The sequence below is a fragment of the Spongiactinospora sp. 9N601 genome, assembly GCF_044326295.1.
GTDB lineage: Bacteria > Actinomycetota > Actinomycetes > Streptosporangiales > Streptosporangiaceae > Spongiactinospora > Spongiactinospora gelatinilytica.
Window position 1 is genome coordinate 89,674 of record NZ_JBIRBB010000023.1, and the last position, 17,560, is coordinate 107,233.

Here is a 17,560-nt window from a genome sequence, read left to right on the forward strand (position 1 = left end):
CGCCGGGCTGGGAATTATTCTGGGAAGGGATTTGGGTCTCCCCGGAGAGGCGGCAGGGCGATGCGAGATGGCGCGGCTCGTGAGCCGGGCGCGCGACTGCGGCAGTTGCGTTCTCGGCGAGGGTTCACCCAGGAAGGGCTGGCCGAGGCGGCCGGGCTGAGCGTGCAATGTATAAAGAAGATCGAGCAGGGCGGTAGCGCCCGTATGGAGACATATCACCAAATCGCCAAGGCGCTCGGCGTGACGACGGTATGGTTTGTCGTACCCGGTTCGCCGGAACCTATTGCCGAAAGTGAGAATGTCGCTCTCCTGGCCGACATACGCGGCGCGATCATTCCACCGGTCGGGCTGGACGGCACCGCCCTGTACGACACGGCCGACGAGGACGAGCCCTCGCTGGCCCGCCTGCGGGACGCGGTCGATGCCACGGCCGCCGCCTATCACGGGGATCGGTACGACCACCTCGCCCAGGTCTTCCCCGAGCTGATCAAGTCGGCTCAGTATCACGTCGCCCGCTTCGACGGCTCCAACGCCGACGGACGCGAGGCGCTACGGCTGCGCGCCGACGTACTCGGTCTCGCGGGCCGCTACCTGCTCCAGGTACGCGCCCACGACCTGGCCCTGACCGCTCTTCAGCAATCCCTGCGCGACGCCTCCGCGATCGGGAACACGCCGCTCGCCGCGTCCGCGCTGTGCTCGCAGGCGTGGGCGATGCTGCGGCAGGGCCGGCTGGCGGAGGTGGAACGGTTCTGCGCCGCCACGGCCGGAGAGCTGGAGCCACGCGTATCGGTCGCCACCAAGGAAGAACTCGCCGCGTGGGGATGGCTGCTGCTGCGCGCCGCGAGTGCGGCGGTGCGCAACACCCGGGCCAAGGAAGCCGAGGAGTATCTGTCGATCGCGGAGATGGCCGGGGCGCGGCTGGGCAGGGAGGAGAAGGGCTTCCCGGGGCACCGGGCGTTCGGGCCGGTGACCGTCGCCCTGATGCGCGCCGAGGTCGCCATGGTGGCCGGCGAGCCCGAACGCGGGCTGAGCATCATGGACGGCATCTCGCCCGTCGCCGGACGTCCCCACTCCTCCACCTGGAATCGCAGCCAGATCGAGCGGTCGTGGGCCTGCCTCGAAACGGGAAACACGGACCGGGCCACGGAGATCTTGCAGGAGTTGAAGGCCCGGAGTCCGCAGTGGTTGCGGTACCAGCAGCGAGCGATGGACACGGCGGAGGGCATCCTGAAGGCCCGTACTCGCATCCCCACCGCCGCCCAGCGCGAGATCGCCGACTTCCTCGGCGTACAGGACTGAAATGGCCCACCTCCCGGACAGGTGGGAAATGCGGGGAGTTTTTGGTGTATTGAGCGCCTTGGGAATTCGGTTTCGATTAGATCGCTGGTCTGAATGAGTGGCGCGTGCCTAACCTGGGATGGAATAGGTCTCCCCGGGAGAGGCGGCAAAGCGATGCCGGATGACAGGACGCGCGAGCCAGGTGCGCGGCTGCGGGAGCTGCGGTTTCGGCGCGGGTTCACGCAGGAAGGGCTGGCCGAGGCGGCGGGCCTGAGCGTTCAATGCATAAAGAAGATCGAGCAGGGCGGTAGCGCCCGTATGGAGACATATCACCGAATCGCCAAGGCGCTCGGCGTGCGAACCGTATGGTTCGTCGCGCCCGGTTCGCCTGAACCGGTGGCTGAGACCGAGAATGTCGCGCTGCTGGCCGATATACGCGGGGCGATCATTCCGCCGGTCGGCATGGATGGCAATGTTCTCTATGAGGCGGCCGACGCGGAAGATGTCTCGCTGCCCCGTCTCCGCGAGGCCGTGGATGCCAGTGCGCTGGCCTATCACGGCGACAACTACGACCATCTCGCCCAGGTCCTTCCTGAACTGATCAAATCCGCGCAGTATCACGTCAGCCGTTTCGATGAAACCAGCGCCGAGGGCCGGGAGGCGATCCGCCTGCGTGCCGACGCGCTCAGCCTGGCGGGCCGCTACCTGATCCAGATCCGCGCCATGGATCTCGCCCTGCCCGCCATCCAGCAGTCCCTGCGTGACGCCCGAGCCATTGGGAACATACCCCTGGCTGCGGCGGCGATTTCCATGCAGGACTGGGCCATGCTGCGGCAGGGCAGGTTCGACGAGGTGGAGCGGCTGGCGGCGGCTGCGGCTCATGAGATGGAGCCTCGCGTGTCGGTCGCCAGCAAGGGAGAGCTGGCCGCCTGGGGCTGGATGCTGTTGAGCGCGGCCACCGCCGCCGTCCGGAACAACCGCACAAGGGAAGCGGAGGACTACGTATCGATCGCCCGCACGGCCGCGACGAGGTTCGGTAGGGAACAGCAGGGATTGCCGGGATATAAGGCTTTCGGTCCGGTTAGCGTGGCATTGATAGCCGCCGAGGTTGCGACGATGGCCGGCGAGCCTGCGCAGGGCTTGGAGGAGATGGAGAGGATCACCCCTGACGACGGCCGTCCGCCCGCCCCCGTCTGGAACCGAGGGCAGGTCGAAAAATCGTACATGCACCTGGAAATGGGGGATACTGACCGGGCCACCGAGGTCTTGCAGGAGTTGAAGGCCCAAAGCCCGCAGTGGTTGCGGTACCAGCAACGGGCTAAGGATGCGGCGGAGGGCATCCTGAAGGCCCGTACTCGCATCCCCACTGCCGCACAGCGCGAGATCGCCGACTTCCTCGGCGTCAAGGAGTAGCAGAGACCAGACAACTACGCTACGTAGTCCCGTTCAACGAGGCGCGGCCGGATGGCCGCGCCTCGTTGCTGTTGCACTCAGTGATCGCCCGATTACATTTCTCGCGTCAGGAAGGGGTGTGGGGATGTGTCCACAGAACCACGCCAGGGCGAGGAAGGTGGGCCTTGGCCGAGTGTCGCGGAAGAAGTACAAGCCACGTTCATCGACTGGGACATCGAGCGCGAAGTACTTGACGACCGCCACGGTGACTGGGTGGCCCGCCACCGGAACACCGAAAGCGTCGTCCGGGCGGCGGACATCTTCACCTTGCGTGACCTTTTGCAGTCTTCTTCACGGAAGGAGCCGGGGCCGTGAGCGATGGCAGGCCGCGTGACGTGTTCGTCGTTTGGGAAGTGGACGCGGGGACCGGTGGCGCGGGCGGCGTCACGGACGACGCGGGACGAGCCGAGAAACAAATGGTCCACGCCCTGGAGGGATTCCCGGATGGGCGGGGCCGGGTGCGGGAAGCGCGATTGTCGGCGTTCGGTGTCTACGTGTACGGCGAGACCGTGGTGACGGCCCGGCGTACCGGCGGGGGAGCGATCACGCTCACCGGAGACATGTGGAACGCCTGCGACGCGTGGGACGCGCCCTTATAAGAAACCGGCGTGGCGGCGTGGCGGGGCAGGGCCGCCATGCCGTCCGGGCGCGGGCCGAGGTAGCGGCCCGCGACGCGCGCGGCCGGGCGGCCTCGGTGGCCGGCCTCCGTCCGGCCGCGCGATTCCTGAGCGTACGGCGGGCGAGGGACACGTCTTCCCCACAGAGTGTCCCGCCCGCCGTACCCGCGACGGGGCGTGAAAGGAGACCGGTGGACGAACTCACCATTCGGGAGCGGGCGCATCTGGGCGCACTGGAAGTGACGTTTCCCGGCTGGCGGATATCGGTGCGTGGTGGCGTATGGTGGGCGACCAGACACGCTGCGCCGACCGACGCGCAGAAAGCGGCTGGACTGTGCCATCAGCTCGCGCGGTGGGGTCCCATTGAGCTGGCGGACGCATTGACCGCGCAACTCGGCATCCTGGTGCGGATGGGGGCGGCCTGACCAGCGGGTTTTCCACTATTCACAATGCGAGTACCAGGACGGTGGGATACTCGCGAAATGCCCTCTCGCATCGCACGTGAGAACGCTCGTTGTTTCGGCGGCGCGCTGCCGACCTTGCTCATCGCTGCCCCGGATCAGGCCGAACACCTGCCGATACTCCGCCTCGACGCGGGAAAGCCGACCCCGTGTCCTGGCTGGGCAATCCGGCCCAGCCTCACGATGACCATCGTGAACGGCCCGGGCGATTCCGGTTACCTGGTGGAAGGCATTTCCAACCCGGGCGAGGCCGAAGAACGCCAGGCATGGCTGAGCACGGTGGACCGCGTCGGCGGAGCCGTCGTGGTGGTCGTCAACACGCTCGGTGACGCCCGCGACTGGGCGGCCCTACTGGCCGAAGAAGGGGCCCGTGGCGGCTTCATGCCCTCCGAACACTGAGCCCCGTTCCACGGATCTCACGGGATGGCCTGCACCTGAGCCTCCAACTCCTCCACGATCCGCTGAGTGAGCACCCGCAACCGACTCCTCCGACCGGCCAACTCCCCAACGAACTCCCGCGCCGCCGGCCCCACCCACACGGCCTTCCCAATGACCGTGGCATGCGCCGGATCAAGCGCGGCTTCCAGTCGCGCCGCATGTGCTCGTACCTTGGTCAGCGCCTGTAGCAGTTCGGCCTTGCGGTGGGCCATATCCTTTGCTTCAAGGGTCAAACGCTTCCCTTTCTCTCGCTCACGACAGGGCTGGCGGCTGACTCTTAGAAGGGTATCGAATGCCCCGTTCCAACCGAAGCATCCAGATACGCTTAAGCTCGGTACTCGTGCTGGTCTCTTTGGCCGCTTCCTGCGGCACGGAGAGTGAACTCACCGCGGCCGAGGCCGGAGCAACCCTTAGGTCGCACATCCTGAGACTGCTGGATGAGGTGAGCGCCCGGCCCCCTCATATCGCCGATCCCGGCGGCAGGGACATTCCATGCGGAGAAGGCCAGGCCAAGCGCACCTTCGCGGCGACTGCCCTGGACAACGCCGAGCAGACCACACCTCGCTCACTCAACGAGATGATGCTCGGCACCTTGAGCGGGCTCGCCGACTATCACCTGGCCGATCCAGGCGGACCAGATTTCCGCGTAGTCAGTGAGGGCACGAAGACGTCCCTCCATCTAAAATCATCGAAGCATGGGGAATACTCGGTGAGCGGCGAAACGGCCTGCCTCGCGACCGACTCTCAGGAGGGATCGAATGCGCCGCTCCAACCGAAGCGCCTACGTGCGATTAGGCGCGGTGCTCGTGCTCATCGTCCTGGCCGGTGTGGTGACCGTGGGTGCCATAGCCACGCCTGCTCCCCCGAAGCGCCCACCGACAGCGGCCGAGGCCGGCACGACCCTTAGGGAACACATCTTGAAGCTGCTTGACAAGGTGAGCAGCGAGCCCGCCCGGATAACGGACCCCGGCGGTAGGGACATCCCATGCGGGGATGGCAATGTCATGCGGACTTTCGCCGCGACCGCCGCAGACAACAGCGGAGAGAGGAGTCCTCACACGCTCAACGCGATGATGCTGGGCACCTTGAGCGGGTTTGCCGACTACGATATGACCGATCCCGGCGGACTGGAATACAACCTCGCCAGTGAAAGCTATCGAACTTCGCTCTATCTGAAGTCGTCGGAGCACGGATACGCGGTTAGCGGCCAAACGGACTGCCTCAGTCGGTCTTGAGCTTCGCGCAGATGGCCTGCACCTGGGCCACCACTCCCGCCCTGCCGGGCGATATGAGATCGTGCGTTCAGACGGCTGACTCCTAGGAGGGTATCGAATGCCCCGTTCCAACCGAAGTCTTCCTGTACGGTTAGGCGCAGTGCTCGCCGTGGCCGCTCTGGCCACGTCCTGCAGCGCCGTGGGCGCAAAGCGCCAACCTACGGCGGCGGAGGCGGGCGCGACCCTTAAGGCGCACATCCTGAGGCTGCTCGACGAGGTGAGCGGCCAGGACGTCCGCATCACCGATCCCGGCGGCAAGGACATTCCGTGTGGAGAAGGCAAGGTCAAGCGGACCTTCGCCGCGAGCGCCTTGGACAACACCAGGCAAAGGGACGCCCGGACGCTCAACATCCAAATGGTCGCTGCCGTGAACGAGTTCGCCAACTACGACATCACCGACCCGGAAGGCCCCGATTTCAGCATGGCCAGTGACGGCACGAAGACCTCACTCCATCTGAACTCATCGGACGATGGCAGATATTCGGTGCGCGGGCAAACATCCTGCCTCAGTCCGTCGTGAGCTTGCGCGTGTAACTTCGGCTTCTCTTCCAGGCCATCTGCTTCTCCCCCTCGAAGTCTCTCGCCAGATCGCGGGTCAACTGTCCGAAGGTGTAGGGGTAGGGCGTGCCCATGCCGTTGTCGAGGAACCATTGATCAAGCGCCTTCAGGCCGGGCTCGCCATGCTTGATGATCTCTGCGAACGGTCGCAGGGCCCCGTCCGGCCCGGTTATGGCCTTCGATGGCGGGACCTTCGGGGTGATTCCCTGCGAAATGAGAAGCTGCGCCGCTAAGTACTGGCGGGCAACTGTCTCTTTTCCGTCCAGTTCCTCAAGCTCTTCCATCGGCTTCTTGGGGTCGTCTTTATAGGTGTAGTACGCGGAGACCCCGGTGGAGAGCGCGGTCCAGGTCCTCGGAATGAGGGAGAAGGGCGGGATCAGACTAGCGGCTCCGAGGATGGTACCGGAGATGAAGCCCTCGGCCGCCTCGGCGTTCTCGAAGGCTTCCTGCTTGGCTTTCAGGACTCGTATGGCAGCGGCCAGCTCAAAGCCTCGCACGTTGCCCATAGCCCTGAACATACGGTCTATCGGGAGCGTCCTTTGGTTGTTTTTGACCAGGTCAGCGGCACGCGGAAGCAGGCGATGCATAAGCGCGTCCATGCCGTCCTCGAAAGGCTGGCGGGTCTGCGGGGATCCGGCGAAGGTGGTCATGAAGCGGAAGGTGTCCTCCGGGCTCAGCCGGAATGCGCCGCGCAAACCCGGGATCAGGATCGGGTCGAACGCACCCGGAGTGGTCCGCATGGCACTGTCCTTGGTCATGTCGGCATCACCCAGGTCCGCGCCCATGGTGATCTCCGAGGCGTACGCGCCCGCGATCTTCGACAGGTGAATGCGGGTCGCGTCGTTCAGCTCCCATTCGTCCGCCGATGTCATCACGGTGTACGCGAACAGCGCCGCTTCCCTGCTATGTTGACCGTCCGGCTCGTTGTAGGCACCGGAAGTGACGGCCAGGAGCCTGCCGAAAACGTCCGAGATCTCAGGTGACTTCGACACTCGCTCGTTGAGAGCTTTCAGGAACGCGGCCAACTCCGGTCGGTAGTCCCACTGTTCAGGGGTCTTGGGAAGCGGCCCGAAAGGAACGCTGAGGGTGGGCATCGGCGGGTGGGGGCCGAAGCGGCTTGCCGAGCCGATGGCTAGGCGGGCAGCGGCAGGATTGTTCGCGAGCGCGGTGAGCAGTCTTGCAAGGGCGGGGCCGGAGACCCGGCTGTCGGGCAGCAGCGCCGGCTCCACGAGTTCGGCCAGCCAAACGTCCGGGAAGTCTCCCTCGCTCAGCAGGGTGCTGATGACCTTCAAATCCTCATCGTCCTCGGGGCTTCGGGACTTGACCGATTTTCCCATCGACTTCATCACCGCCGCGAATCCGGGCACGCTCGCTCCACCGTTGACCGCGACGCCGAAGGCGGTTCTGAACGCGAGTTGTGCGTCCGCCTGTGCCTCATGGGCCAGTCGGCGCACCGCAGCATCTATCTTCCGAGGGGCGGACGGGCCGATCGCGGCGAAGAAGGCGGCGCTGTAGACAGCGTCCTGCCGGTGCGCGCCCAATTCCTTGAACACGGCGGCCATCTTGTCCGATGCGTACGGGCCGGTGAGGTTGAATTCGTCGAGGTCGATGGCGGCGAACCGCTTGCCGAGTGCTGTGCCCTGACGCTGTGCCTCGGCCGGGGCGAGTAGCGACGCTTCCTGATAGGGCATCAGGTGCCCCGGGTCGGACATTCCCGGCAGCGTGGGCATCGGCGCCTTGATGGTCGCCAGTCGCTGCCGCAGCTTGGGCAGTTCCTGTTCGGTCCAGCCGCCGATCTCCCGGATCGGGGCGAGCCCGGCGGCGGACAGGTCCACGGCGGCCAGTTCCCTGCGGATGTTCTCGGCCTGCTCGGCGATCACCTGCCCCGCCCGTTCCAATTCACTGATGAATCCGCTCATCAGCGTCGGATCGATTCCGGAGTACTGCGGGGCGAGTGGGCCGGTTCCCGGTGGTACAGAGGGGGACTCTGTCATTCGTCCATAATCGGGGAAAGGCGATCGGGATGCGAGGGGCCGCTGGAAAGAATTGCGCATATCACGCCGAGAAGGCCCGGATAGATGCGGTCGATGTCCTTGCGAAGTCGCTCGCCGTGCCGTTCCCATGCGGCCCAGCCGCAGGACGCATAGGGGGTATGCCCCACCACCAACAAGCCGGAGCGCATGACTGATCTCGCAGGGGGCGAGGCCGAAGAATCATTGCGTCAGTCCGCACCGAAGGAGGCGCACCACATGCGCAGGATTCTCGCCGCTGCCGCAGCCGCGACCGTTCTCACCGCGGCGCTCGCCGCCCCGGCCGCCGCCGCGGTCGCCCACCAGGGTGGCAAGGACGCCGTCCAGCGCCAGATCGACCGGCTGACCACGCAGGACGGCCTGGCCGGCGCGGTGGTCTCGGTACGCGAGCGGAACGGCCGCAGCACCAGTTGGACCTCCGGCACCGCCGAGCGCGGCACCGGCCGGCCGATGGTCGGCGCGGACGCGCACTTCCGCGCGGCCAGCGTCACCAAGGCGGTGATCGGGGCGCAGGTGATGCGGCTCGCCGCCGAAGGCAAGATCGACCTGGACCGGCGGGCCGAGCACTACCTGCCCGGCGCGCTGGACGGCCGGGCGATCACCGTCGCCCAGTTGCTGCGGCACACCAGCGGCCTGCCGGAGTACTTCGACCTGGTGGACTGGACCAGGCCCGCCACCCCGGCGGACCACCTCAAGCTCGCCATGGCCCGCGACCCCGTCGGCGAGCCGGGCCGGAAGTGGTCCTACTCCAACACGAACTACCTGGTCGCCGGCATGATCATCGAGAAGATCACCGGTAAGGACTTCCGCGAGGTCACCCGTGAGGGCGTACTGCGCGGCCTGCGCGGTACCTACTGGCCCAAGCCCGGCGAGCTGGACATCCGCGGCGAACACGCCCACACCTACGGCGTGAACCCGGTCGATCCGGACGCCGGTGAGGCCGACGTGACCCGACTGCCCGGCCACGCCTTCGGGGCCGGGGGCGGGCTGGTCGCGACGCCCGCCGACCTGAACCGCTTCTGGCAGGCCATCCCGCGCTCGACGCTGAACACCATGCTCGCGGGCCGGGTGCCTGCCACCGAGCCGGCGGGCAGCGAGTACGGGCTCGGCCTCTACACCTACCCGCTGAGCTGCGGCCCCGCGCTGATGCACGACGGCGGCCTGCCAGGTGTGCGGGTGCTCAGCGGACGCGACCGCGCGGGCCGGGCCGCGACCGTCTACGTCACCGGCAACCCGAAGGACGACCGGCACATCTTCGCCGCCTTCGACGCCGCCCTGTGCGGCAGGTGATCGTCGCGGCAGATGATCGTCAGCTCGCGCCCGCCACGGTGGCGGCGGTGGACGCGGCGACGGCCCCCGCGATCACGGCGGCGTTGATGGAGGCGATCGTGCGGGCCACGGCCGTACTCGCCCAGTCGCCCTCGGCGATCTCCTTGACCCGCTTGCGGTCCGCGCCGGGGAAGACCTTGCGGTCCAGGCGGCACGCGCGCAGCACGCCGATCAGCACCGCCGTCCGCTCATCCGGGTCGGCCCCGGTCAGCACGCTCCACACCCGATCACGCACCGCCGCCTCCGGCCCCGGGTCGCGCTCGGGGTAGCGGGTGACCGGGAACAGCCCCAATACCTTCACCCGCTCCTCGCGCAGTGCCCCGCGCACGGTCAGCCGGCGCAGCAGCCGCTTGCGCCGCTCGGCGGAGTGCAGTTTGCGCACCCACCACTCGGGCTTGCGCGGCCGGGAGTGCGCGGCGATCTGGGCGAGCACGGTGTCCAGCTCCGGGTCCAGCTCCAGGTCCGCGTCGGAGTCGCCGGGAAGGGCCGGACGGCGGGCGGTGATGGTCTTGTCGCCCAGGTCGATGCGGTCGGCGAGGGCGAGTTCGGCGAGTAGCGTGCCGGCGATCCCGGCGTCGAGTTCGGTGGAGCCGATCAGTGGCCTGCCGTCCGATTCCCGGTGGGCGAGCAGGACGAGCTCTTCGGCGATGGTGACGGGCATCCTTCGAGCGTACGCCGACTTTTCCCGGGCGACAGGGCGTCTGGAGGTTTCCCGGGGAATGGGACGCCGGGGCACAAAGTCCCTGACGTACTGTGGTGGCATGCCGGAGCTGCCCGAAGTGGAATCGCTCGCGGAATTCCTTCGCGAGCACGCCGTGGGCCGCGCGATCGCTGGTGTCGACGTGGTGGCCTTCCAGGCGTTGAAGACGGTCGATCCGCCGGTCACCGCCCTCGGCGGGCTGATCGTGACCGGTGCGGGGCGGTACGGCAAGTTCCTCGACCTCGACTGCGACGGGCTGCACCTCATCTTCCACCTGGCCAGGGCCGGGTGGCTGCGCTGGCGCGACGACCTCACCGGGGCCAGGCCGGTACGGCCGGGCAAGGGGCCACTGGCCGTACGGGTACGGCTGACGCCCGACGACGACGGCCGCGCCCCCGGCTTCGAGCTGACCGAGGCGGGCACCCAGAAACGGCTCGCCGTCTACGTCACAGAAGACCCGGCGAGCGTGCCGGGCGTCGCGGCGCTGGGGCCCGATCCGCTCTCTCCTTCGTTCACGGCCGACACGCTCAAGGGCATCGTGGGCGGGAGCCGGATGCAGATCAAGGGCCTGCTGCGGGACCAGAAGGTGATCGCCGGGATCGGCAACGCCTACTCCGACGAGGTGCTGCACGTCGCCAGGATGTCGCCGTTCAAGATCGCCTCATCGCTCACCGACGCGCAGGTCGCCGACCTGTACGAGGCGATCATCACGACCTTGCGCGACGCGGTGGCCCGCTCGCGCGGGCTGGCCGCCAAGGACCTGAAGACGGAGAAGAAGTCCGGCTTGCGGGTGCATGGGCGGACCGGGCAGAAGTGCGAAGTCTGTGGGGACACCGTCCGTGAGGTCTCGTTCGCCGATTCCAGCCTCCAGTACTGCCCGACCTGCCAGACCGGCGGCAAGCCGCTGGCCGACCGGAGGTTGTCCCGGTTGCTGAAGTGACCTGGGACAATTGAGGTCATGAACGTTCCCGAGATCGACGCGAACGCGGTGCCCGACGACGCCTACCTGCTCGACGTCCGCGAACACGACGAATGGCGCGCGGGGCACGCGCCGACGGCCACCCACATCCCGCTGGGTGAGCTGCAAGGACGGGTCGAGGAGGTTCCGGCGGAGGCCACCGTTTATGTGGTGTGCCGGGTCGGCGGGCGCTCGGCCCAGGCCACGGCCTGGCTCAACCACATCGGCCGGCAGGCGGTCAACGTGGGCGGCGGCATGCAGTCCTGGGCGGCGGCCGGGCGTGCGATGTCCAGCGAGAGCGGCCAGGACCCTTTCGTCGCCTGAAAGCGGGCTCTTCACGCCTTTCATGGAGCCTTGCGGCGAATCGGTTAGGGTGGCCCGTCGTGATCCAAGACCCCTCCCACCTCACCGTCACGGCGGACGCCTACGACTCCATCGCCGCCCTCTACGCCGACCTCTTCCGCAACGCGCTCGACGACCAGCCGCTGGACCGCGCGGCGCTGGGCGTGTTCGCCGAGGTCGTACGGACTGCCGGGGGCGGTCCGGTCGCCGAGCTGGGATGCGGCCCTGGGCACACGACGGCGTACCTGCGGAAGCTGGGCCTGGACATCTTCGGTCTCGACCTGTCGCCGGTGATGATCGACCTTGCCCGCGAGGCGTTTCCCGACCTGCGCTTCGAGGTCGGCTCGATGGACGCGCTCGACCTGGCCGACGGCGGACTGCGCGGGATCGTGTCCTGGTACTCCGTCATCCACACGCCCCCGCGGGAGCTGCCCGTGTACTTCGGGGAGTTCGGCCGCGTCCTGGCCCCGGGCGGCCATCTGCTGCTCGGCTTCTTCGAGTCCGAAGGAGACCCGGTGACGCCGTTCGACCACAAGGTGACGCAGGCGTACCGGTGGCCGATCGACGAACTGGCCGCGCTGGCCCGCGCCGCCGGCTTCGCCGAGATCGGCCGGATACTGCGCGAGCCGCACGAGGGGGAGCGGTTCCGCCACGGCCGCCTGCTGATGCGCCGGGAGCCCGGCTCCGTGGAGTGAACCACCCCTTGTGGTCAAGACGCGACCGGTACGGCATGATGAGGGCGCAATTCAGACCTCGCGGGAGCTCGGGGCCGAACCGGGCTGAGAGGGCAGTAATCGCCGCTGCCGACCGCATGAACCTGTCCGGGTAATGCCGGCGTAGGGAGCGTGTGATGGCGTCTGACGTCATTGATCCGCACATCAATCCTCCGTCCGATTCCAACGAGGCGCCCCTCACCCTCGATCAGGCCCCGCCCAAGACCCTCGGCATGCTCGACCAGAGCGCGTTCTGGGCCAATTTGGGCGTCAGCCTGCTCGGTTTCTCCGGGGCCCTGACCCTGCTCGATCCGACCGGTTCCGGGGTGACGCTGACCTTCGCCGCCGCGATCCTGGCCACTGTGGTGGGGAGCCTGATCGGCACCGCGATGGTGGGGCTCGCGGCGGTGCCCGGGGCGCAGACCGGGCGGCCCTCCATGGTGTTGCTGCGCGGGCTGTTCGGCGCGCGGCTTTCGTACGTGCCGTCGCTGCTCAACACCGTCCAGATGATCGGCTGGGGGGCGTTCGAGCTGTGGGTGATCGCGAACGGCGCTCAGGCGATCTTCGGTACGGCGGTGCCGTACCCCGTCTGGGTCCTGCTCGGCGGGGTGATCACGGTCGCGCTGACCATCTGGCCGCTCGGCTCGATCCGGCTGCTGCGCCGGTTCGTCACCGCCGGGGTGGTGGTGGCGATGATCTGGCTGACGGTGGCGCTGATCCGGCAGGGGCCGTCGCTGGGCGGCGGGTCGTGGGCGGGGTTCGTGCCCGCCGTGGACTACGTGATCGCGCTGTCGGTGTCATGGGTGCCGATGGCCGCCGACTTCACCAGGCACTCGCGTTCGCCCCGGGCCGCGTTCGGCGGGGTGTTCGTCGGCTACTCGATCGCCCAGGTGGCCTGCCTGGGCCTCGGCGTCATCGCGCTGGCGCTGGTCGGCAATGACGACACCAAGGTGTGGGGGGCGTTCGTGGCGGCCCCGCTGGGCGCGCTGTTCTTCGGGATTCTGGTGCTGCGCGAGACCGACCAGTCGTTCGCCAACACCTACTCGACCACCATGTCGCTCCAGAACCTGATGCCGAGGGTCGATCGCCGGATCATCTCCGTGACGGTCGGCGTGGTGATCAGCGCATTGGCGCTGGTCGCCGACGTCACCGCCTACACCGCGTTCCTGGCGCTGATCGGCGCGGTGTTCGTGCCGATGTTCGCGGTCCTCACGGTGGACTACTTTGTGCTGCGCGGGATGGCCCGCTGGGACACCCGCGAACGGGCCCCCTCCCGGTGGCTGATGCTCCTGCCGTGGGTGCTCGGGTTCGTGACGTGGTGGCTGGTGGCGGCGCTGCCCGAGGTGCCGTGGTGGCGGTCGCTGTGGAGGTCGGCGCGCGCCGCGCTCGGCTTCGCGCCGCAGCCGTGGATGAGCGCCGCGCTCGCGGCGTTCCTGGTCGCGGCCGTGGTCACGCTCGTGGTGGCCCCGCTGGACCGCAGGCTGCGCCCGGCCGGTTAGGGGCGGGCCTCCAGGTTGAGCAGCAGTTCCTTGGCGGCGGTCCCGCCCGCGTACGCGCCGGGGCCGTCGTCGTCCACCACCCGGTGGCAGGGCGAGATCACGCAGACCGGATTGGCCGTCAGCGCGTTGCCCACCGCGCGCAGCGCCCGCGGCCGGCCGATCCGCTCGGCCATCGCGCGGTAGGTCGTGGTCGTGCCGTACGGTACGCCGCTCACCAGGGACAGCACGCTGCGCGCGAACGACGTGGCGAGCTGGAGGTCCACCTTCGCGGTGAAGGTGCGCAGCCGGCCGGAGAAGTAGGCGTCCAGCTCGCGCCGGACCGGGTCGAGCCGGCGTGGGTCGGGGCCGATGAACGTGCCGATCGCCCGGCTGACCCGCTCGTACACGGCGTGCTCGTCGTCGTAGCTGCACACCGCCACCCCGCGCGCGGTGACCGCGATCACCAGCGTGCCGGCCGGGCTCTCGGTCGTGCCGAACGCGATGTCGGGCGGCCCGTGGCCGCGGTAGCCGGGCGAGGTGACGCGCAGCAGGGCGTCGAGGTCGCCGGACACTGGCCCTCACCCTCTCGCGCCCGCCGTCGGCCGTGAGCCGGCCGCCGAACAGAAGACGCACTAGACACCGCTGAGCGCAGCGTATCGGACGGATCGGCACAACGGACGCGGCGACACCCGCACCTCACACGGCGGACCGGACGAAAAGGCCAAGATCGGGCTACGGAAACGGGCACTATGGGATTGTGGGTGACGAGAAGGTCGAGAGTGATGACGGCATCGCGCGGGCGGTGCTGGCCAGCTCGCCCAATGCCATCGTCGCCCTGGACCGCGACCAGACCGTGGTGCAGTGGAACAGCGCCGCCGAGCGGCTGTTCGGCTGGACGGCGGACGAACTGCTGGGCAGGCGCGCGCCGATCGTGCCGCCCGAGCTGAGCGCCGAGCACAACGCGGTGCTCGAACGCGTCCGCACCGGCGACGTCGTCTCGCTGCGCACCAAGCGGCTGCACAAGGACGGCCGGATGATCGACGTCCGGGTGGACATCAGCGCGTTGCGCCACGACTCGGCGGCGATGGTGGGCTATGTGTGCGTACACCACTCGGTACGCGACGACCAGACCGCCCGGCACCGCGGTGAGCAGCGCGAACGGCTGGTCCGCCGGCTCACCGACGTCGTCGGCGACATCAACGCCGAGCTGGAGCTGCCCGCCGTGCTCGACCGCATCGCGGCCAGCCTGACCGAGCTGACCGGGGCCGACGCCGGGGGGTTCGTGCTCATCGAGGGCGAGCGGCTGCGGCTGGTCAGCGCGCACAAGCTGCCGCCCTCGCTGCGCGGGGCCACCGCCGACCTGCGTACCAGCCTGGTCGGCAAGCTGCTGCGCACCGGCAAGACCGTGCTGCTGGAGACCCAGGAGGTCGGCGACCTGATCTGGGCGGAGCTGCCGGGGCTGCACTCGATCGCGCTCGGCATCGCGGCCGTCGGCGGCCGGCCGTACGGGGCGCTGTACGCGCTGTTCGCCAAGCGCAAGGCCGGGCACGTGGAGCTGGAACTGCTGGAGCTGCTGGCCGGGCACGCCGGGATCGCGGTCGGCAACGCGATGGCCTACCAGGACGTACTCCGCCAGCGCGCGCACGAGCGGGCGGTGTTCGACGCCAGCGCCGACGGCATCGCGGTGCTCGACCGGGGCGGCGTGGTCATCCAGTGGAACCCGGCGGCGGGCGAGCTGACCGGGCACCACGCCGACGACGTGCTCGGCGGGCCGCCGCCCTTCCCGCTGCCCGCGCCCGGTGAGAAGGACACCTTCCAGCTCCCGAGCGGCGTGTGGCTGGACGTGGTCAGCGCGGCCATCCCCGAGACCGGCGAGACCGTGGTCGATTTCCGCGACGTCACCAGCGCCAAGGAGCTGGAGGAGGCCAAGGATCTCTTCCTGGCCACCACCAGCCACGAGTTGCGCACGCCGATCACCGTGGTGCGCGGGTTCGCCGGCACGCTCGACGCCCGCTGGGACAAGATGAGCGACACCGAGCGGCGGGCGGCCGTGCGCACGATCGCCGAGCGGTCGCGTTCGCTGGCGCAGCTCATGGACCACCTGCTGCTCGGCGCGCGGGCCGGGGCCGAGGAGCTGGCCGTGCGGGCCGAGCCGTTCGACCTGGCGGCGGTGGTGCGCCGGGCGACGCTGGGGCTGCCGGAGCTGTCGGCCAAGCACAAGATGGTGGTGGAGGTGCCCGGTGGGCTGCCGCCGGTGCTCGGCGACCCGGCGGCCACCGACATCGTGCTGTCGCAACTGCTGGAGAACGCCTTCAAGTACTCCCCGGACGGCGGGCTGATCCGGGTCGAGGCGTGGCGGGAGGCGTCCGGCGGGCAGGACGGCGTGGTCGTGGTGGTGGACGATGAGGGGGTCGGCATCGCCGCCGCGGACCGCGAGCGGATCTTCGAGCGGTTCGTCCAGATCGACACCGGCGACCGGCGCAGGTTCGGTGGCGTGGGTCTCGGGCTCTACATCGTGCGCAAGCTGGCGCGCGCCCAGGACGGCGATGTGAGCGCCCATCCGCGCCCGGGCGGCGGCACCCGGATGCGCTTGTTCCTGCCGTGTGCCACTACCAGCACAGACATACGGGAGGGGTAACGAGCGGGTAAGCGATGGCCCGGTCTATCCTCCAATGAGCACAAGCTGTAATCGCCGTTCGGTTTCTCGGGCGGTCTAACGGGGCATTTCGGTCGTACTGGGGTGTGCTCCCCGGGGGGGACATCAGGGAATGGGGGAGGTGAGTTCGTCGAGCGCCGTGCTGCTGCCCTATGCGCTGTCCAGCGTCGCCGTCGCTCGTCAGCGCATCTATTCCGACCTGCGTGAATGGGGGGTCTACGGCACCGCCGTCGACGATGCCGTGCTGGTGGTCAGCGAGTTGCTGAGCAACGCGCTGCGGCACGCGCACCCGCTGCCGTCCGGTCAGGTGGAGGTCGCCTGGCACCGGGTGGACGGCCATGTCGAGGTCGCGGTGAGTGACGGCGGCGCGACCACGGAGCCGCGGGCCGCGGTTCCCGCGCTGTCCTCCCTCGGCGGGCGCGGGCTGGGCATCGTCGAGTTCCTCGCCGAGCGCTGGGGGGTCAGGTACGAAGGCGAGGTGACCACGGTGTGGGCGGTCGTCGCCTGCCCGCAGTCGATGAACGGCGACCGCGCAAGCAGCGACGTGCCCGCCCTCCAGAGTAGCCCACCCGTGCGAAAAGGCCGTCAGGCCGCGACGGGCTTGGGGTAGAAGAGCGCCCGCTCCGCGGCCGTCCAGGCCGTGCTGGCGAGCAGGTAGAGCGCCACCGCGAGCGGCAGCACCAGTGCCGCGAGCACGGTGCCGTACGGCAGCAGCGGCACGATCTTGCGCATGATCTCCGGCTGCCCCTCCACCGCCACGGCCGTCAGCCGCGCCCGCCGCGAGGAGATGTACGCCACCCCGGCGATCAGCCCGATCACCGCCGCGAACACCAGGACCGGCACGCCGAACGGCCCGTACGCGCCGATCACCGACGCCACCTGCGCCCCCAGCGGAGCCCCGAACAACGTGTGCGTGCTGGGCGCGGAGGCGGTCTGGAACAGCAGCATGAAGAACGGCGCCTGGGCCAGCGACGGCAGCACTCCGGAGAAGGGCGAACCGCCCTCCTTGGCGTACAGCTCCCGGATCTCCTTCGCCATCCGCTCCGGGCGGCTCTTGAACCGGGTGCGCAGTTTGTTCACCTGCGGGGTCAGCCGTTGCCTGATCCGCTCACCACGGGCCGCGCGCAGCGTGAGCGGCACCAGCGCCAGCCGTACGGCCAGCGTGAACAGCACGATCGCCAGCGCCGCCGCATTGGGCCCCGCGATCGGGGCGACGAAGTCGGTGAGCCCGGCCAGCAGGCCGGACGTCAACGCGATCAACCCGTCGAACACGCTC

General features: G+C 68.8%; 19 protein-coding genes and 1 riboswitch. Of the genes, 14 read left to right on the forward strand and 5 right to left on the reverse strand.

Annotated elements, in window-relative coordinates:
- Positions 1 to 60: 60 nt before the first annotated feature.
- The 5 genes from ACH34R_RS38780 (at position 61) to ACH34R_RS38800 (ending at position 4,207) form a co-directional block, all read left to right on the forward strand.
- On the forward strand, positions 61 to 1,299 hold the full coding sequence (locus ACH34R_RS38780) for a helix-turn-helix domain-containing protein (RefSeq protein ID WP_397566582.1): 1,239 nt from the start codon (positions 61 to 63) through the stop codon (positions 1,297 to 1,299).
- Between the two features lie 153 nt (positions 1,300 to 1,452).
- Complete coding sequence (locus ACH34R_RS38785) at positions 1,453 to 2,691, forward strand: helix-turn-helix domain-containing protein (protein ID WP_397566583.1); 1,239 nt, start codon at positions 1,453 to 1,455, stop codon at positions 2,689 to 2,691.
- A 350-nt stretch (positions 2,692 to 3,041) separates the two neighbouring features.
- The gene (locus ACH34R_RS38790) at positions 3,042 to 3,329 is read left to right on the forward strand and encodes a hypothetical protein (RefSeq protein ID WP_397566584.1); all 288 of its coding nucleotides are present in this window, start codon (positions 3,042 to 3,044) and stop codon (positions 3,327 to 3,329) included.
- 209 nt (positions 3,330 to 3,538) lie between these two features.
- Positions 3,539 to 3,772, forward strand: coding sequence for a hypothetical protein (locus ACH34R_RS38795; RefSeq protein ID WP_397566585.1), 234 nt, complete (start codon positions 3,539 to 3,541; stop codon positions 3,770 to 3,772).
- 57 nt (positions 3,773 to 3,829) lie between these two features.
- Complete coding sequence (locus ACH34R_RS38800) at positions 3,830 to 4,207, forward strand: hypothetical protein (RefSeq protein WP_397566586.1); 378 nt, start codon at positions 3,830 to 3,832, stop codon at positions 4,205 to 4,207.
- Positions 4,208 to 4,224: 17 nt separating this feature from the next.
- On the opposite strand, the gene ACH34R_RS38805 is transcribed toward ACH34R_RS38800, so the two are convergent.
- Positions 4,225 to 4,458, reverse strand: a complete 234-nt coding sequence (locus tag ACH34R_RS38805; RefSeq protein WP_397566587.1) for a hypothetical protein — start codon at positions 4,456 to 4,458, stop codon at positions 4,225 to 4,227.
- A gap of 546 nt (positions 4,459 to 5,004) precedes the next feature.
- On the opposite strand from ACH34R_RS38805, the gene ACH34R_RS38810 reads away from it, so the two are divergent.
- Both ACH34R_RS38810 and ACH34R_RS38815 read left to right on the forward strand, forming a co-directional pair.
- The gene (locus ACH34R_RS38810; RefSeq protein ID WP_397566588.1) at positions 5,005 to 5,481 is read left to right on the forward strand and encodes a hypothetical protein; all 477 of its coding nucleotides are present in this window, start codon (positions 5,005 to 5,007) and stop codon (positions 5,479 to 5,481) included.
- 139 nt (positions 5,482 to 5,620) lie between these two features.
- Positions 5,621 to 6,040 carry a hypothetical protein gene (locus ACH34R_RS38815; RefSeq protein ID WP_397566589.1) on the forward strand — a complete coding sequence of 140 codons (420 nt, stop codon included), beginning with the start codon at positions 5,621 to 5,623 and terminating at the stop codon, positions 6,038 to 6,040.
- Here ACH34R_RS38815 and ACH34R_RS38820 read toward each other — a convergent pair.
- A complete protein-coding gene (locus ACH34R_RS38820; protein WP_397566590.1) occupies positions 6,027 to 7,997 on the reverse strand; it encodes a hypothetical protein in 1,971 nt (656 codons plus the stop codon). The two genes, ACH34R_RS38815 and ACH34R_RS38820, sit on opposite strands and share 14 nt — an antisense overlap.
- A 330-nt stretch (positions 7,998 to 8,327) precedes the next feature.
- On the opposite strand from ACH34R_RS38820, the gene ACH34R_RS38825 reads away from it, so the two are divergent.
- Positions 8,328 to 9,398 (forward strand): serine hydrolase domain-containing protein, encoded by a 1,071-nt coding sequence (locus tag ACH34R_RS38825; protein ID WP_397566591.1) that lies wholly within the window; start codon positions 8,328 to 8,330, stop codon positions 9,396 to 9,398.
- A 19-nt stretch (positions 9,399 to 9,417) separates the two neighbouring features.
- On the opposite strand, the gene ACH34R_RS38830 is transcribed toward ACH34R_RS38825, so the two are convergent.
- The gene (locus tag ACH34R_RS38830) at positions 9,418 to 10,098 is read right to left on the reverse strand and encodes a GPP34 family phosphoprotein (protein WP_397566592.1); all 681 of its coding nucleotides are present in this window, start codon (positions 10,096 to 10,098) and stop codon (positions 9,418 to 9,420) included.
- 100 nt (positions 10,099 to 10,198) lie between these two features.
- Between ACH34R_RS38830 and ACH34R_RS38835 the strand changes: the two genes are divergently transcribed.
- From ACH34R_RS38835 to ACH34R_RS38850, 4 genes are all read left to right on the forward strand, one after another.
- On the forward strand, positions 10,199 to 11,077 hold the full coding sequence (locus ACH34R_RS38835; RefSeq protein ID WP_397566593.1) for an Fpg/Nei family DNA glycosylase: 879 nt from the start codon (positions 10,199 to 10,201) through the stop codon (positions 11,075 to 11,077).
- A gap of 18 nt (positions 11,078 to 11,095) precedes the next feature.
- Positions 11,096 to 11,419 (forward strand): rhodanese-like domain-containing protein, encoded by a 324-nt coding sequence (locus tag ACH34R_RS38840; RefSeq protein ID WP_397566594.1) that lies wholly within the window; start codon positions 11,096 to 11,098, stop codon positions 11,417 to 11,419.
- A gap of 62 nt (positions 11,420 to 11,481) precedes the next feature.
- Positions 11,482 to 12,132, forward strand: a complete 651-nt coding sequence (locus ACH34R_RS38845) for a class I SAM-dependent methyltransferase (protein WP_397566653.1) — start codon at positions 11,482 to 11,484, stop codon at positions 12,130 to 12,132.
- Between the two features lie 50 nt (positions 12,133 to 12,182).
- Positions 12,183 to 12,297: riboswitch (TPP riboswitch) on the forward strand.
- Positions 12,288 to 13,649, forward strand: a complete 1,362-nt coding sequence (locus ACH34R_RS38850) for a purine-cytosine permease family protein (RefSeq protein ID WP_397566595.1) — start codon at positions 12,288 to 12,290, stop codon at positions 13,647 to 13,649. It overlaps the preceding riboswitch by 10 nt.
- Here ACH34R_RS38850 and ACH34R_RS38855 read toward each other — a convergent pair.
- Positions 13,646 to 14,200, reverse strand: a complete 555-nt coding sequence (locus tag ACH34R_RS38855; protein WP_397566596.1) for a methylated-DNA--[protein]-cysteine S-methyltransferase — start codon at positions 14,198 to 14,200, stop codon at positions 13,646 to 13,648. The two genes, ACH34R_RS38850 and ACH34R_RS38855, sit on opposite strands and share 4 nt — an antisense overlap.
- A gap of 185 nt (positions 14,201 to 14,385) precedes the next feature.
- On the opposite strand from ACH34R_RS38855, the gene ACH34R_RS38860 reads away from it, so the two are divergent.
- Both ACH34R_RS38860 and ACH34R_RS38865 read left to right on the forward strand, forming a co-directional pair.
- Positions 14,386 to 16,266: a PAS domain S-box protein gene (locus tag ACH34R_RS38860; protein WP_397566597.1), complete on the forward strand. Its 1,881-nt coding sequence runs from the start codon at positions 14,386 to 14,388 to the stop codon at positions 16,264 to 16,266.
- A gap of 130 nt (positions 16,267 to 16,396) precedes the next feature.
- Positions 16,397 to 16,894: an ATP-binding protein gene (locus tag ACH34R_RS38865; RefSeq protein ID WP_397566598.1), complete on the forward strand. Its 498-nt coding sequence runs from the start codon at positions 16,397 to 16,399 to the stop codon at positions 16,892 to 16,894.
- Here the strand turns inward: ACH34R_RS38865 and ACH34R_RS38870 are convergent.
- A complete protein-coding gene (locus ACH34R_RS38870) occupies positions 16,870 to 17,556 on the reverse strand; it encodes a YidC/Oxa1 family membrane protein insertase (protein WP_397566599.1) in 687 nt (228 codons plus the stop codon). The genes ACH34R_RS38865 and ACH34R_RS38870 overlap by 25 nt on opposite strands.
- Positions 17,557 to 17,560 lie beyond the last annotated feature (4 nt).